The sequence below is a fragment of the Synechococcus sp. H70.2 genome, from assembly GCF_047462275.1.
Lineage (GTDB): Bacteria > Cyanobacteriota > Cyanobacteriia > Thermostichales > Thermostichaceae > Thermostichus.
The window spans coordinates 160,380-174,922 of record NZ_JANSIU010000002.1; the positions used below are offsets into that span (position 1 = coordinate 160,380).

Consider the following 14,543-nt stretch of genomic DNA (forward strand, 5'->3'; position numbering starts at 1 on the left):
ACCATTGTCTGGGGTGCGGGATCCCCTCCTAGGCCATCCTAACACAAACTCAGAATGAGTATGAGTTAGCTTACTTGCCAATGCAGAAGCGGCTGAAGATCTGATCCAGCACTGCTTCAGAGATCTCCTCGCCGGTAATTTGACCAAGGGCGTGCAGCGCTCCCCGCAGGTCGATGGTCCAGAAATCGAAGGGGAGCTGCTCCTGCATGGCCTGGGCCACTTGTTCCAGGCTAGCCTGGGCCTGGCGGAGGGCGGCAGCCTGGCGCTGGTTAAGGCTTACCTCCAGGTTGGGCTGGGGCCGCCCCTGGGTAACAAGCCGCTCCAGCGCCTCTTCCAGCTCCGCGATCCCCTTGCCTTGGGCAGCGACTGTGGGGACGCGGTAGGCAATCTCGGGCGGGAGAGGGATCTTGTCGGCGGGGGCAAGATCAGTTTTGTTAATCACCAGGATCAGGGGGCGGTGGCGGATGGACTCGTAGATGGCCGCATCCGCTTCTGTCCAGCCGGCCTGGGCATCGATCACCAGCACCAGGACATCAGCAGCTTGGGCCAAGCGCTGGGAGCGTTCCACCCCCAGCCGTTCCACGGGATCGTCGGTTTCGCGAATACCGGCAGTGTCCAGGAGCTGAACGGGGATCCCTCTCACCACCAACTGGGATTCCACCACATCCCGAGTAGTGCCGGGTAGGTCAGTGACGATGGCTCGATCCTGCCCTGACCAAGCGTTGAGCAGGCTAGATTTACCCACATTGGGCCGTCCAACAATGGCCACCTTCACCCCGCTGCGCAGCAGTTGTCCCCGTTCGGCGGTATCTAGCAGGGTTTGTATCTGGGCTTGGACCTCCTGGAGGCGCGCCTGCCAAGCGGGGACATCCAGGGGGGGCAGATCCTCCTCAAAGTCAATCCGTGCCTCAATCTCGGCCAATAAGCCCAGCAGCTCCTGGCGCAGGGCGCGGATGGACTGGCCCAATTTGCCCTGCAGACCCGCCAGCGCCATCTGCGCTGCCTGGGGGGAGCGGGCCGCCACCAGATCGGCCACACTTTCAGCCTGGGTTAGATCGATGCGACCGTTCAAGAAAGCGCGCAGGCTGAACTCCCCCGGCTGGGCCAGCCGCGCTCCCTGGCGCAGGCACTGCTGCAGGGTAGCCTGCACCACCATAATGCCACCGTGGCAGTGGAACTCCACCACATCCTCACGGGTGTAGGAGCGGGGGGCCTGCATCCACACAGCCAAGGCTTCATCCAGTTGGCGGCCCTTCTCGTCGTGGATCCAGCCATAGAGAAGGCGATGGCTCTCCCAGGTGGCGGTGCGGCGGGCGGGGGTAAAGATGGCCTGGGCAATGGCCAAAGCCCGCGAGCCAGAAAGGCGTACAATGCCAATGCTGCCCTGCTCGGGCACCACGGCGGTGGCAATGGCAGCAATGGTGTCGGCCAGTGGTGCAGTTCGATCCATACCCGACCTCCTCCTGGGCGCTGTAGCTTGCTTCCTGCAGGGTGGCTAGGCAGACAGGGCGGGGTTCCTCCTTCCTCCAGGCAACTGACCTGCTTGCGTCAGCAGAACCGAGTCCTCACCCATCGCTAGCTGCAGGTAGCGTGTCCAGAGGCGTTACTCCCGGTATGCCCTACCTTAACCCCTCCTCGAGCATGTTCCACGACGTGAGCGCCCAGAGCCGCAGGGTGGGCTAGGGGGGGTGCGGAGCGCCTTCCCCCCGTCTACAAGGGCAAGCGGAGCGCGAGCCTTCCCTCCCGGACGCGACAGCTGCTGCCTAGGCAGGGGCTAGGCCTTCAGCTCGAAAGATTCTAAAAAAGCTGGGCTCCTCAGCCGCGCTTGGGCTAGCTTAGCAGGCAGTGGCAACCTGCACTCGTCCTGCCTATGAAGCCGCTACGCACGTTTAGGGTAACCCCCTACCTGCCGCCTGCCTTGGAAAGCCTGCGCCTTTTGGCCTACAACTTTCATTTTAGTTGGAATGTAGAAACCCGCAGCCTCTTCCGGCGCATGGATCCGGATCTGTGGGATGCCTGCGGGCACAACCCCGTGGCTCTTTTGGGCCAGATCCGGCAGGAACGGCTGGATGAATTGGCAGAGGATCCTGGGTTTCTAGCCCAACTGGAGCGAGCTAGCCAGCAACTGCACAGCTATCTCCAACAAGACACGTGGTACCGCCGATATCGCTTGGCCCAGGCGGTGGAGGGAGAGTGCTATGCCTATTTTTCAGCTGAGTTTGGCTTAGCCGACTGTCTGCCCATTTACTCAGGGGGCTTGGGAGTGTTGGCCGGGGATCACCTCAAGGCAGCCAGCGACCTAGGCCTGCCGCTAGTGGGCGTGGGCCTGCTCTACCAAAAGGGGTATTTCCGCCAGTACCTCAACCCCGATGGCTGGCAGCAGGAGCGCTACCCCATCAACGATTTCTTTAACATGCCGCTGGAGCTGCAAAGGGACGCGGAGGGCCGCGAGATTCGCATTGAGGTGGACTACCCCAACCGCAAGGTGTTTGCCCGCATCTGGAAGGCGATGGTGGGGCGGGTGCCCTTATACCTCCTTGACACCAACATCGAGCCCAACAGCCAGTACGACCAAGACATCACTGATGAGCTCTACGGCGGCGACCAGGACGTGCGCATCCACCAGGAGATCATGCTGGGGATTGGCGGGGTGCGGGCTCTGCGCGCTCTAGGGATCCACCCCACTGTCTACCACATGAACGAGGGGCACTCGGCTTTTTTGGCGGTAGAGCGGATCCGCCTGTTGATGGTGGAGCAAGGGCTAAGCTTTGAGGAGGCCTGGCAGGTGGCTAAGTCCAGCCAGATGTTTACTACCCACACGCCAGTGCCTGCCGGGATCGACCTGTTCCCGCCGGACAAAATTGACTACTACCTGAGCTTCTACTACAACCAGATGGGCCTGAGTCGGGAGCGCTTTCTGGCCCTAGGTCGAGAAAATCCCGGGGACTTCCAGTCCCCCTTCAGCATGGCGGTGCTAGCCATCAACATGGCCTCGTTTGTTAACGGGGTCAGCAAGCTACACGGGGCGGTCTCGCGCAAGATGTTTAGCCAGCTGTGGCCTGGGATCCCGCAAGAGGAGGTGCCGATTACCTCCATCACCAATGGCGTGCATTCCCGCACCTGGGTGGGGGAGGAAAACCAAGCCCTCTACGACCGCTACCTAGGGCCAGATTGGGCGGAGGCCCCTGCCTCGGATCCGGTTTGGCAGAAGGTGGAGCGGATCCCGGATGCGGAATTGTGGCGGGCGCACGAGCGCAGCCGCTCCCGCCTCATCGACTTCACCCGCCAGCGCCTGGTGGAACAGCTGCAGAAGCAGGCGGCCTCGGCAGGGGAGATCCAACAAGCAGCAGAGGCCCTCAACCCAGAAGTCCTCACGATTGGCTTTGCCCGCCGCTTTGCCACCTACAAGCGGGCCACTCTCTTGCTCCACAACCTAGAGCGGCTCAAAGCTCTGATTAACCATCCCCAGTACCCGATGCAGTTTATCTTTGCGGGCAAGGCCCACCCTCGCGATACAGCCGGCAAAGAGTTGATCCGCCAGGTGGTGCAGGTGTCGCGCCAGCCAGAGTTCCGCCAGCGGCTGGTGTTTATCGAAGACTACGACATGTACATCACCAGCTTAATGGTGGCAGGGGTGGACGTGTGGCTGAACACCCCCCTCCGCCCCCGCGAGGCCAGCGGTACCAGCGGTATGAAGGCAGCAGCTAACGGGGGACTGCACCTCAGCACCCTGGACGGCTGGTGGGATGAGGCAGATTACTACCAGACGGGCTGGCCCATTGGCCGCGGCGAGGAGTATGCAGATCGCGCCTACCAGGACGAAGTGGAGGCCAACGCCCTCTACGATCTCCTGGAAAAGGAAGTAGCTCCCCTTTTCTACCAACGCGGCAGCGATGGTCTACCCCACGCCTGGATTCAGCGGATGAAGCAGGCAATCCGCCTCAACTGTCCTCGCTTTAGCACACAGCGCATGGTGCGGGAGTATGCTGAGCGGGCTTACATTCCGTTGAGTAACTACTTTAACCGCATGCGGCGCAACGATTTCCAGGCAGCCCGCCAGTTGACCCGTTGGCAAAACCATGTGCAGGAGAACTGGTACAACATTCGGGTTTTCGACGTCCGGGTTGAGAATCCAAGGCAGCCCGCCGGCAACCGTTCCTCTGGCCAGGGTAGCCAGCTCCAGGAGGTGGTGATGGCCCGGGAACCCCTCACCGTAACGGTGGAGGTGCAGCTGGGATCCCTGCAGCCCCAGGATGTGATTGTCCAAGCCTACCACGGCCCAGTGGACGACAACGGCCAGATCCAAAACGGCCGCGCAACCCCCCTGCGCTATGTGGAGACAGTGGAGGACTGCGCTATCTTCTCTGGTCAGATCCGCTATGAGGCCAGTGGCCTGCAGGGGCTGGCCATCCGCTTACTGCCGTTTCATCCCGATATGTACGATCCCTATGAGCTGCGGCTAATACTCTGGGCTTCACCTGCCTAGCCCGAAAAATGAAACCCTCCCCACCCTCTGAGGCTTCTCCAGGCTGGAAACGCTCAGGGATCCGCCGCCTCCAGCTTGACCGCCTAGAAGCTGGCTCCCAGGAGGCGCTCTGCCGCCAACAAAGGCAGCGCGGCGCGGGTCGAGTGGTGGGCAGCCTTGCTGCGGCTGTAGTCGGCGAAGGTGTAGCTAGCAGGATGGGTATTGACCCTGCCCAACAACTGTTGGGCTTGCTGCTGCAGCTTGGCCACAGGGCCAGAGGTGATGTTGGCAAAGGTCGTCTCCGCCTGCAGCCGGCTGAGGGACGCTTGGGCGCGCAAGGGGGCCTCGAAGAAGGAACGGCCAGGACGGCTCCCAAAGCCCAACTCCGCTTCGTAGAGCCTCTTGGCGGCTTTGGCCAGGTTTTCCGCCGCTTTGGCCTGCTCGCGGGCGGCGAAAGCTCTGGCGGCTCAGCTCCAGGAGACGGGCGGCTTCCGGAGAGGATCCCCGCTGGGCGAAGAAGCTGGCTTCCGCCAGGTGCCGCTGCGCTTTGGCCAGGTCGTGGTTGACTCGCTCCAGCTCCCGCGGGCTCTGCCAACTCGGCTGCATCGGTACAGAGGCGGCGGCTCCGATGGGCTTGCGCCGGGGATCCGAGCACCAGGGGAGTGAGGAGCAGCGAAACCGGCAGGGAACAGCCGAGGGCACCGGTGAAGGAAGCACGGATCGGCAGGGTTACAAACTCCAATCGACAGGACAAGCCGGTTTGGGGGTGACCCTGTGGGCTTTCCCTTGCAGCCTATCTTGAGGCAAGAAGGGATCCCTAGGAAAACCGGGCCAGGTGAGCCTGTTGTTGGAGCTGTTGCAACTTTTCCCTCACCCGGCCAGAGCGGAGCAATTCCTCGGCTTGCTGGATCCCCTCGCTGAGGGAGTGAGCATAGCCCAGCAGCCAGAGGTAGCTGCCGCCATTCCAGAGTACTGCTGGAGTAAGAGGAGAGGGATCGCCGTTGAGGAGCTGGTGCATCTGCCGCAGCAACTCTTTCTCCTCCGCCAGCGGGATCTCGGGGCCGGCCAGGTGATGGTCGCGGGCTTTGAGCAGCAGCCGTTTCCCGCAGTGGTTGAGGATAGCCGTCCGCTCCCGCGGTAGGTCGCTGCTGCCCTCTAGTCCCTTGACCGTGGTAAAGCTTCGGATCCCTTGCAGGGCAAACAACTCCAGCATCGTAGCCTCGGTAGGGGGGTGCACGTAGCCAGCCACCAAATGAAAGGGGCCCTCGTAGGGTGACCAGACCAGCTCCAAGGTGGCCAGGGGAGGGCGCTTGCCAATTTGATCCCGGTACTCCATCAGGGCCTGGGCTTGGGGAAAACAATCTGGTAAATACAAAAATCCCAAGCCCGTTTGCTCCAGGGACTGGCCCACTTGCTCCAGCGACCATCCTCGCCAGTCCACCCCCAAGCCTCGCCAGACCACCTCCAGAGGCAGACCATACTTGGGAGGGCAAAAGCCGGAGCCATGCAGCAAAACGGCTGCCCCCGCCGCTGCCAATACCAGAGCCACCAACACCCCTAGCGGTGCTGTGCGCGAGCGGCCATCGTAGGGGTGGCCAAAGATCACCAAGGGGTGGGGCAGATCCCGTTGGCGAAGGCGAGGGCCGTACTCGGCATAGGCATCCAACATACCAGCCAGCTCTTCGGCGGTGGGGCGCTTGATGCGGTGGGCAATCAAGAAGGCCCCAATCTGGGCCGGGGTGGCTTTGCCTGCAAGGAGCAGCCGAGTAGCCTGGGCGGCTTCGCCGCGGGTGAGATCCTCGTGGGTGTGGGTGCCACTGCCAATTTTCTTCAACAGCTCGCGAAACTCATGGCTCATAGCCTTGGCAGTCTGGAGCGGGGGAGGGTAAGTCTCCAACTAAGCCGACAGCACCTTGGCCGGGACCAACGCCTCGACGTCGGACCTCTTAGAAGGAGCAGGCGGGCGGAGCAGTTGGGCTGCCAACTGCAAAAAGCGGCGAATGGGTGGGATCTGATAGCGGTCACGGGTGGTAACTGCCACCACCTGTCGCTGCAACAAGGGGGGTTCAGTAGGCCGCACCTGGAGTTCTGGGTCGGCGTGGCAGTCCACCAGAGCCGATTCTGGCAGGAGGGCAATCAACTGCCCCTGGCGAACGACGCCGCGGAAGGCATCCAGCGTGTTCAGCTCCAGCGCTGCCTTGAGAGTTAACCCTTGGCGGGCCAGGTGGGATCCCACCCAAGCGCGCATAGCATAGCCATCTTTAAATACGGCCTGGGGGTACTCGGCCAACACTGGCCAAGGGATCCGCTCGTAGCGGCTAAGGGGATGGCTGGCGGCCATCAACACCTGAATGGGCTCCGAATACAGCGGCTCCACCACCAGTTCAGCCCCCCGCCTCAGCCAGGGATTTTCCATCACCAAAGCCACATCCACCAGCCCATCCTTGAGCACCTTCAAAGCGCGGTCGCTGCCCAGGGCCGTGACCCGCAACTGCACCTGCGGGTACTCTCGGCAGAACTCCTGGAGCACCGGCGGCAGTCGATAGGCAATCAGCGAGTGGATCCCGGCAACGCAGAGCTCGCTTTGCTCGCCCCGTAGCCATTCCCGAATGCTCTCTTGGGCCTGCTGCCACTCCTGACAGATGCGCCGGGCATGGGGTAGGAGCCGTTCCCCCGCCACCGTCAAAGCCAGCGGGCTCTTGCGATGCAGTAGCGGAGCGCCCACCTCTTCTTCCAAGGCCTGAATCCGACGGCTGATGGCAGACTGGGTCAAGCCACTGCAGCGGGCAGCAGCCAAAAAGCTGCCGCTTTCGACGACGTTCAGGAAAGCCTGCAACAGCTCCAAACGCACCGAGAACCTCTCCGGAGTGATGGCCCAACTGCTGTGGGATTTTAGCCAGGGATCCCTCGACTTGGTGTAGGTACCGCTACCAAACCGTGCTGTAAGACTCTGGTATTGGGGAGGAGCGCTGCTCGCCGTGCCGCCTTGACGAGACTGGCTCCCCCTCAATCCAAGACAAGGGCGGCGCGACGGTAGAGAAAGTCAAGGGCAGAGTTGCGCAATTCGTAAAATTCCGGCATTTCCATGATGCGCGCGCGGCTGCGCGGTCGCCCAAAGGGGATCGTCAAAATCTCGCCAATATGGGCAGCAGGGCCATTGGTCATCATCACCACCCGGTCTGCCAAGTAAAGAGCCTCGTCGATGTCGTGGGTAATCATCAAAACCGTGCAGCGGTGATCTCGCCAAATGGCCAGCAGCTCATCCTGCAGCTCTTGCTTGGTAATGGGATCCAAGGCCCCGAAGGGCTCATCCAGCAACAGTACTTCTGGGCGTACCGCCAGCGCGCGGGCAATGGCCACTCGCTGCTTCATCCCCCCGGAGAGCTGCTTGGGCCGCTTGTGGGCTGCTTCGGCCAAACCCACGAGTTCTAGGTGTTCTTGAACGATTTCCCTTTTCTCTCTGGGGGATTTATCGGGATAGACCTGGTCCACCACCAAATAAACATTTTCAAAAGCCGTCAGCCAGGGCAGAAGGGAATAGTTCTGGAACACCATCATCCGATCCGGCCCTGGGGCGGTGATGGGCTGGCCCTTGAGGGTAATGGATCCCGAAGTAGGAGCAGAAAACCCGGCCACCATGTTGATCAAGGTGGACTTGCCGCAGCCGGAGTGGCCGATGATGCAGACAAATTCGCCGGCGGCCACTTCCAAGTTGACATTTTCTAGCGCCACAAAGGCTCCCGCCGCCGTAAAGTAGGTCTTGCCCACATTCTGGAGGGAAAGAAGGGGCGGAACTGCAAGAGAAGAGGCTGAGGAAAAGGACAAAGAAGTTAAGCGAGAGTGGGTCATCATAAAGCCTTCCAGTTGAGTTCAGTAGAGCAAAAACTAGACCTTGCTGAGGGGGTATTCCTGCAGCTTCAGCTCCTGGCGAATGGCCACTGACTCCAGGTAGTCCAAGGGATCCTCGCCATCAAAGCGGGATCCGTCGGCAAAGAGCAAAGCCCCGCGATCGTGGGCCCGATCCGGCAGCCCCAGTTCTCTAGCAGCTAGGGCGTAGGTTTTGTCATCCAGCACTTGGTCGAGGACAGCAACCCAATTGCGAGGGAAGGGGCAGATGCCCCAGCGAGCCATCTGCGTCAGGATCCAGAGATGCTCCAAGCGTTCGGGGCAGGTGTTGCGCCCGTTGGCAAACTGGTGGAAACCGAGGATCACTTGCGACTCATCGGCGATGCCCCGCTGCAGGATGCCCCTCCACCCCGGCTCCAGATCGGCTGGGGCCACGCCCACATACTGGGGCTGGGCCAGCCACTCCAGGATCTGGGGACGGTGCTGCGGCTGATCGCAGTAGTGACAGGCCTCCAGCAGCGCCTTGACCAGGGCCACGTGGGTGCGGGGGTAGCTTTGGGCCCAGTCTTGGCGCACCGCTAGGACTTTCTCGATGTGGCTGGGCAAGAGTTCGGGAGTGGTGGCAACGATAACCCCCACCTGTTCCCGCACGGCGCGGGAGTTCCAGGGTTCGCCCACGCAGTAGCCGTCGATGTTGCCCGCCTTGAGGTGGGCCACCATCTGCGGCGGCGGGATCACCGTCAACCTCACCTCTCGATCCGGATCCACGCCGCCGCTGGCCAGCCAATGGCGCAAGAGGAAGTTGTGCATCGAGGCCGGGTGCACCACCCCCAGCGTATGAACCGTATCGGGAGTTTGGCGGAGGTACTGGCGGAGATCCCAGGGGCTCTGGAAGGCCTGCAGCAGGAGTCGGCGCCCAAAGGTGATGGCGTTGCCGCCGCGGGAAACGGTAAGTGCAGTTACCAAAGGCACTGGTACCCCACCCACCCCCAAGGTAGAGGCCAAGGGGATCCCGGCCACCACCAGGGCCGCATCCAGCCGACCGGAGCGGATCCCTTCCCAGAGGGTTTTCCAGCCCGGCTCCCTGACCAGCGTGACCTGTTCCAGGCCGTGCTTCTGAAACAGGCCCTTTTCTTGGGCCACCACCAGAGGGGCGCAGTCGTTGAGGGGCACAAAGCCAATTGCCAAGTTGACTTTTTCCAGCCCCCCCTTGGCGATGGCCACACGGGTAGGAGTTTTCTGGCGGGCCCGCTTTTGCTGGTTGAGAAAGTAGATCATCTCCCCCCGCAGGTTGTAGTACTCGGGGTGATTCACCACTTCCAACCGGTGGCGCGGCCGCGGAAACGGGATCCGCAAGATCTGGCCGATGCGGGCCTCCGGGCCATTGGTCAGCAGCACCACCCGATCCGAAAGCAGAAGCGCCTCATCCACATCGTGGGTAACCAAAATACAGGTGAGCTGCTCCGCCTGGGCAATCTCCATCAGTTGCTCCTGCAGGCTGCCGCGGGTGAGGGCGTCCAACGCCCCAAACGGCTCATCCAGCAGCAGCACCCGCGGGCGAATGGCCAAAGCCCGGGCAATGGCCACCCGCTGTTTCATCCCCCCCGACAGCTGGGCGGGCCGCTTGTCGGCTGCCCCCTGCAGACCCACGCGGCGGATGTGCTCTTCCACGATGCGGGCTCGCTCTGCTTGGGGAAGGGATCCCAGCACCTCGTCCACGGCCAGGGCGATGTTTTCCCGCACCGTCAGCCAGGGCAGCAGAGAATAGTTTTGGAACACCACCATGCGATCCGGGCCGGGCTCCGTCATCTGCCGGCCTTCCAGCAGCACGCCGCCGCGGGAGGGCTTTTCCAGGCCGGCAATGATGTTGAGGAGGGTGGACTTGCCGCAGCCGGAGTGGCCAATTAGCGAGACAAATTCCCCTTTTTGGATCTCCAGATGGATGTCTCTTAGAGCGGGATAAACCTCCCCATTGTCCAGGAAAAAGTCTTTGTCTACATGGTCAACTTCGATGTAGGGCTGAGTCTTCATGATGCCACCTAAGGGATCCCTTGAGCTTCATTTTTGAAAAGTGGGCAAACTGTCAGCAGCCAACTTCGGGCTCAGTCCAACCTAGTGATCCTCGGCAGCCACCAGCGAGCCAATCCAAGCCGTAACCCGATCCAACAAAAGCCCAACCAGGCCGACATAGATCAAAGCCACAATAATTTCGCTGATGCGGGAGCTATTCCAGGCATCCCAAATGAAGAACCCGATGCCCACCCCACCAACCAACATTTCTGCAGCCACAATCGCCAGCCAAGATAGGCCCACCCCAATGCGCAGGCCGGTAAAGATGTAGGGCACCGTGGCCGGAAAGACAATCTTAAAGAAATACTTCCAGCCGGACATGCGTAAAATTCTGGCCACATTGCGGTAGTCCTGTGGGATCCGCTGTACACCGGCAATGGTGTTGATCAAGATGGGCCAGAGGGCCGTGATGAAGATAACAAAAATGGCGGAGGGGTTGGCATCGCGAAAGGCGGCCAAAGAAATGGGCAGCCAAGCCAGAGGTGGCACCGTGCGCAACACTTGAAAAATGGGATCCAAAGCCTCGTACAGCCAGCGGTTGGCCCCGATCACCATACCGCCCAAAACCCCCACCAGACTGGCCAAGAAAAACCCAATGAACACCCGCTGCAGGCTGGCCCAGATTTGCCAGAACAGTCCTTTGGCGTTGCCGCCGTAGTCAAAAAAGGGATCTTTAATAAGGGGATCCCAGGTGTCCTGCCAAACTTGGAGCGGGGTGGGCAGGTTGGCGCCGGGCCGGCTGTAGAGGATTTGCCAGAGCAGGAGCACGATGAAAATTGCCGTAGCGGGCAAGAGAATGCGGCGCAGCGCTTGATGGATCCGGACTCGTTGCCTCCAAGCGGATCCAGAGCTCGTGGCAGAAGGGATCCCGGCCTGGGCCGGAAGAGAGGCACCTTGGCTCAGCAGCCAACGGCCTAAGCGGATGAGCAAAGGGAAGAGGTGGCAGCCCACCTTCAAGGCAAAGTGGAGAAGATGCATAGTTTGCTGAGAGTAGGGCTATGGTCAAAGTCAGCGTAGGGAAAGTGCAAGAGAGAAGAGGTTTAATTTGAACCTGTCTGGGGGCTCTTAGGGAAATCTCTCGGACAGGGGGCTTGCAGGTGTTCTGCAAGCCCTGGAAGGAGCAGGCTAGGCCAGCTTCTTGATGGCCAATTTCTCCAGATAGGCAGCCGGATTTTCGGGGTCGAACTTCACCCCATCGAAGAAGGTTTCCACGCCGCGAGAGGTGCTGGGGGGAATGGCGGCCTCTTGGCCAATGGCTTTGGCGGCCTCGCGCCAGAGATCTTCTCGGTTGACCTTGTCCACCAGGGCTTTGGTATCCGTGTCGGCGGGCAGATAGCCCCAGCGGATGTCTTCGGTCAGGAACCAAAGGTCGTGGCTCTTGAAGGGGTAGGAAGCATTGTCTTGCCAGAACTTCATCAGGTGGGGGCTGTTTTGCACCACTTTGCCGGTGCCGTAGTCAAAGGTGCCTTTGGCGCGACCCAGGATATCGGCCACAGGAACCCCCAGCCAGCGGCGGTTGCTGATGATCCGGCACATTTCCTCTTTGTTCTCCATTTGGTCGCACCAGATCTGGGCTTCTTGCACCGCCTTCAACAGCGCCAAGGTGGCTTTCGGGTGGGCATCCACCCAGTCGGCCCGCAGAGCAAAGGCTTTCTCGGGATGGCGGTTCCACAGCTCGCCGGTGGTGAGGGCGGTATACCCCTCTTTTTGGTTCACCAGTTGAGCATTCCAAGGCTCGCCCACACAGAAGGCTGCCATCGTTTTGGATTTCATGTTGGCCACCATCTGCGGGGGCGGCACCACAATGATAGAGACCTCGCTGTTGGGATCGATCCCGCCAGCGGCCAGCCAGTAGCGCATCCACAGGTCGTGGGTGCCGCCGGGGAAGGTTACCGCGCATTTGGGATCCCTGCCGGCAGCTCGCGCTTCCGCAAACTTGGCTTTGAGGGGGGAACTGTCCAGGCCAATTTGCAAATCCCGGTACTCGTTGGCAATGCTGATGCCCTGACCGTCCAAGTTCAGGCGGGCCAGAATGTACATCGGTACCGGCTTGCCATCGGTAACTTTGCCGGTGGTGATGAGATAGGGCATGGGGCTGAGAATGTGCGCCCCATCGATGCCGCCAGCAGCGGATCCCAGCACCAAGTTGTCGCGGGTGGTGCCCCAAGAGGCCTGCTTGACCACCTCCACGTCCTTCATGCCGTACTTGTCAAAAAACCCCTTCTCTTTGGCAATGATCAGGGGGGCGGCGTCGGTGAGAGCAATGAACCCCAGCTTGGCCCGCGTGGTCTCGGGAGTATCGGCCTGGGCCACCCAGTAGCCCTGACCCAAAGATCGCGATTGGGCGCGTGGGATCCCAGCCGCGGCTGCTCCTGCTGCCAGGGCGGCTGCCCCGGCCAAAAATTGGCGACGGGAGAACAGTTTAGACATCGGAACCTCCAAGATTTTGCACGACGCAGAGAGGAAACCTTCCCCAGACTTGGCCCCTACTTAGCAAGCCATCATGGGGGAAGCCGATGGACGCTGGCGCGGCCTGGCCCCGAAGTGCTCAATCAGCAGCTCCACCAAGACGGGCTTGAGGTCTTCGCAAGGGATCCCTCGACGCACACATTCGCCCAGCTTGGCGTCTTTGCCTACTTCTCCCCCCATGTAGATGTCCACCGCTTCCACCGGCTTGCCGTCCTTGCGGGCGGTGGTGCCCATGAGGCCGATATCGGCCACCTGGGGCTGGCCGCAGGAGTTGGGGCAGCCCGTCCAGTGGATGCGCACCGTCTGCGGGATCTCCAGCTCGGCTTCCAGCTCTTCCATTAGAGCCACAGCGCGGTTTTTGGTCTCGATGAGGGCAAAGTTGCAGAACTGGTTGCCCGTGCAGGACACCAGCCCCCGCTGCAAGGGCCCCGGGTTGGGGGAGAACTTTTTCAAGAGCGGCTCTTTAAGCAGCGGCGCCACCCGCGAATCGGGCACATTGGGGATGAGCACGTTCTGCTCCACCGTCAGCCGCAGCTCCCCGGAGCCGTATACCTCCGCTAGGCGGGCCAGCTCCATCATCTCCAGGGCATTCAGCCGTCCCACCGGCACGTGCAGGCCAACGAAGTTCAAGCCCAGCTGCTTCTGGGCATGCACCCCCAGGAGATCCCGCTTCTGCCAGACCACCTCATCTTTTTCCGCCGCCCTGGAGAGCGGATGGCCAATCTGCCGCTCCACAGCCGCCCGAAACTTCTCCAGGCCCCACTCGTCAATGAGCCACCTCAGCCGCGCCTTCTGCCGGTTGGCCCGCAGGCCGTGATCCCGGTAGACCAGCAGCACCGCCTCGCACAGAGGAACCACATCGCGGGGATCCACCCAGACATCCAGCCCGATGGCCTCGGCACAGCGGCGGGCCGAAAAAAAGCCCCCCACCAAGACGTTGAAGCCCAGCTTGCCCGCTTTGAAGGCCGGTACAAAGGCCAGGTCGTTGATCTCCGCATGAACGGAGTTGTCGCGACAACCGCAGATGGCGATGTTAAACTTACGCGGCAGATTGGTGAAGGAAGGGTTGCCCTCGCCGTTGTTGGTTACCATGTCCTGCACCTTGCGGGTGAGGCCGCGCACGTCAATCAGCTCATCTGGGTCAATGCCCGCAAGGGGGGATCCCGTAATGTTGCGCACATTGTCCATGCCCGACTGGATGCTGGTCAGGCCCACCTCCTTCAAGTAGCCCAAGATCTGGGGCATCTCCTCGATGGGGATGCCGCGCAGTTGCAGGTTCTGCCGGGTGGTGATGTCGGCTACGCCATCTTTTCCATAGGGATGGATGATCGCCGCCAACATCCGCATCTGGCCGCTGGTCAGGATCCCATTGGGCAGGCGCAGCCGCAGCATAAACTGGCCGGGCGTGCGCTTGCGAAAGAAGATCCCCAGCCACTTGAGGCGGTGATCCCGGTCGTCTTCAGGGATGTTCTCCCAGCCCATGCGGGCAAACGCTTCCAGCTCGGCTTTGACCGCTAGCCCGTCCTTTTCGCTTTTGAGGCGCTCAAATTGGTTCGCCATCGTCGCTGCCGTAGGGGAACACCGGCTACCTTAGCGATGGCCAACCGTTAACTTTGGTATTTGCCGTTACACTTCGTAACAAGTTATGCCGTTTTGTCATAACTCACTTGCGAGGAGCGCATAGCGGATCCGC

Annotated in this window: 11 protein-coding genes; 2 read left to right on the plus strand and 9 right to left on the minus strand. The window is 61.2% G+C overall.

Annotated features, from left to right (window positions below; translation table 11 throughout):
* Positions 1-70: 70 nt before the first annotated feature.
* Positions 71-1,450 (minus strand): tRNA uridine-5-carboxymethylaminomethyl(34) synthesis GTPase MnmE, encoded by a 1,380-nt coding sequence (gene mnmE, locus NW822_RS03020; RefSeq protein WP_414403476.1) that lies wholly within the window; start codon positions 1,448-1,450, stop codon positions 71-73.
* A 420-nt stretch (positions 1,451-1,870) separates the two neighbouring features.
* Here mnmE and glgP point away from each other — a divergent pair, with 420 nt between their 5' ends.
* Positions 1,871-4,486 (plus strand): alpha-glucan family phosphorylase, encoded by a 2,616-nt coding sequence (gene glgP, locus NW822_RS03025; protein ID WP_414403477.1) that lies wholly within the window; start codon positions 1,871-1,873, stop codon positions 4,484-4,486.
* 83 nt (positions 4,487-4,569) lie between these two features.
* Here the strand turns inward: glgP and NW822_RS03030 are convergent, their stop codons facing one another.
* Positions 4,570-4,803, minus strand: coding sequence for a hypothetical protein (locus NW822_RS03030; RefSeq protein ID WP_414403478.1), 234 nt, complete (start codon positions 4,801-4,803; stop codon positions 4,570-4,572).
* Between the two features lie 73 nt (positions 4,804-4,876).
* On the opposite strand from NW822_RS03030, the gene NW822_RS03035 reads away from it, so the two are divergent.
* Positions 4,877-5,131 carry a hypothetical protein gene (locus tag NW822_RS03035; RefSeq protein ID WP_414403479.1) on the plus strand — a complete coding sequence of 85 codons (255 nt, stop codon included), beginning with the start codon at positions 4,877-4,879 and terminating at the stop codon, positions 5,129-5,131.
* Between the two features lie 151 nt (positions 5,132-5,282).
* Here NW822_RS03035 and NW822_RS03040 read toward each other — a convergent pair whose 3' ends face one another.
* The 7 genes from NW822_RS03040 to NW822_RS03070 all read right to left on the minus strand — a co-directional run bounded on the left by NW822_RS03040 (position 5,283) and on the right by NW822_RS03070 (position 14,410).
* Positions 5,283-6,323 carry an anthranilate phosphoribosyltransferase family protein gene (locus NW822_RS03040; RefSeq protein WP_414403480.1) on the minus strand — a complete coding sequence of 347 codons (1,041 nt, stop codon included), beginning with the start codon at positions 6,321-6,323 and terminating at the stop codon, positions 5,283-5,285.
* A gap of 39 nt (positions 6,324-6,362) precedes the next feature.
* Entirely contained in the window at positions 6,363-7,316 is a 954-nt protein-coding gene (locus NW822_RS03045; protein ID WP_414360891.1) for a LysR family transcriptional regulator, read from the minus strand.
* A 155-nt stretch (positions 7,317-7,471) separates the two neighbouring features.
* On the minus strand, positions 7,472-8,314 hold the full coding sequence (locus NW822_RS03050; RefSeq protein WP_414384856.1) for an ABC transporter ATP-binding protein: 843 nt from the start codon (positions 8,312-8,314) through the stop codon (positions 7,472-7,474).
* Positions 8,315-8,350: 36 nt separating this feature from the next.
* The gene (locus NW822_RS03055; RefSeq protein ID WP_414403481.1) at positions 8,351-10,342 is read right to left on the minus strand and encodes a nitrate ABC transporter ATP-binding protein; all 1,992 of its coding nucleotides are present in this window, start codon (positions 10,340-10,342) and stop codon (positions 8,351-8,353) included.
* Between the two features lie 81 nt (positions 10,343-10,423).
* Complete coding sequence (ntrB, locus tag NW822_RS03060; RefSeq protein ID WP_414360896.1) at positions 10,424-11,359, minus strand: nitrate ABC transporter permease; 936 nt, start codon at positions 11,357-11,359, stop codon at positions 10,424-10,426.
* Between the two features lie 147 nt (positions 11,360-11,506).
* Positions 11,507-12,811: a CmpA/NrtA family ABC transporter substrate-binding protein gene (locus NW822_RS03065; RefSeq protein WP_414403482.1), complete on the minus strand. Its 1,305-nt coding sequence runs from the start codon at positions 12,809-12,811 to the stop codon at positions 11,507-11,509.
* A gap of 60 nt (positions 12,812-12,871) precedes the next feature.
* Positions 12,872-14,410 (minus strand): ferredoxin--nitrite reductase, encoded by a 1,539-nt coding sequence (locus NW822_RS03070; RefSeq protein ID WP_414403483.1) that lies wholly within the window; start codon positions 14,408-14,410, stop codon positions 12,872-12,874.
* Between the last annotated feature and the right edge of the window lie 133 nt (positions 14,411-14,543).

What these genes read in the sequence shown, in the direction of transcription:
- mnmE (WP_414403476.1), bottom strand. Translation starts at nt 1,450, where the DNA reads ATGGATCGAACTGCACCACTGGCCGACACCATTGCTGCCATTGCCACC.
- glgP (WP_414403477.1), top strand. Translation starts at nt 1,871, where the DNA reads ATGAAGCCGCTACGCACGTTTAGGGTAACCCCCTACCTGCCGCCTGCC.
- NW822_RS03040 (WP_414403480.1), bottom strand. Translation starts at nt 6,323, where the DNA reads ATGAGCCATGAGTTTCGCGAGCTGTTGAAGAAAATTGGCAGTGGCACC.
- NW822_RS03050 (WP_414384856.1), bottom strand. Translation starts at nt 8,314, where the DNA reads ATGACCCACTCTCGCTTAACTTCTTTGTCCTTTTCCTCAGCCTCTTCT.
- NW822_RS03055 (WP_414403481.1), bottom strand. Translation starts at nt 10,342, where the DNA reads ATGAAGACTCAGCCCTACATCGAAGTTGACCATGTAGACAAAGACTTT.
- ntrB (WP_414360896.1), bottom strand. Translation starts at nt 11,359, where the DNA reads ATGCATCTTCTCCACTTTGCCTTGAAGGTGGGCTGCCACCTCTTCCCT.
- NW822_RS03065 (WP_414403482.1), bottom strand. Translation starts at nt 12,811, where the DNA reads ATGTCTAAACTGTTCTCCCGTCGCCAATTTTTGGCCGGGGCAGCCGCC.
- NW822_RS03070 (WP_414403483.1), bottom strand. Translation starts at nt 14,410, where the DNA reads ATGGCGAACCAATTTGAGCGCCTCAAAAGCGAAAAGGACGGGCTAGCG.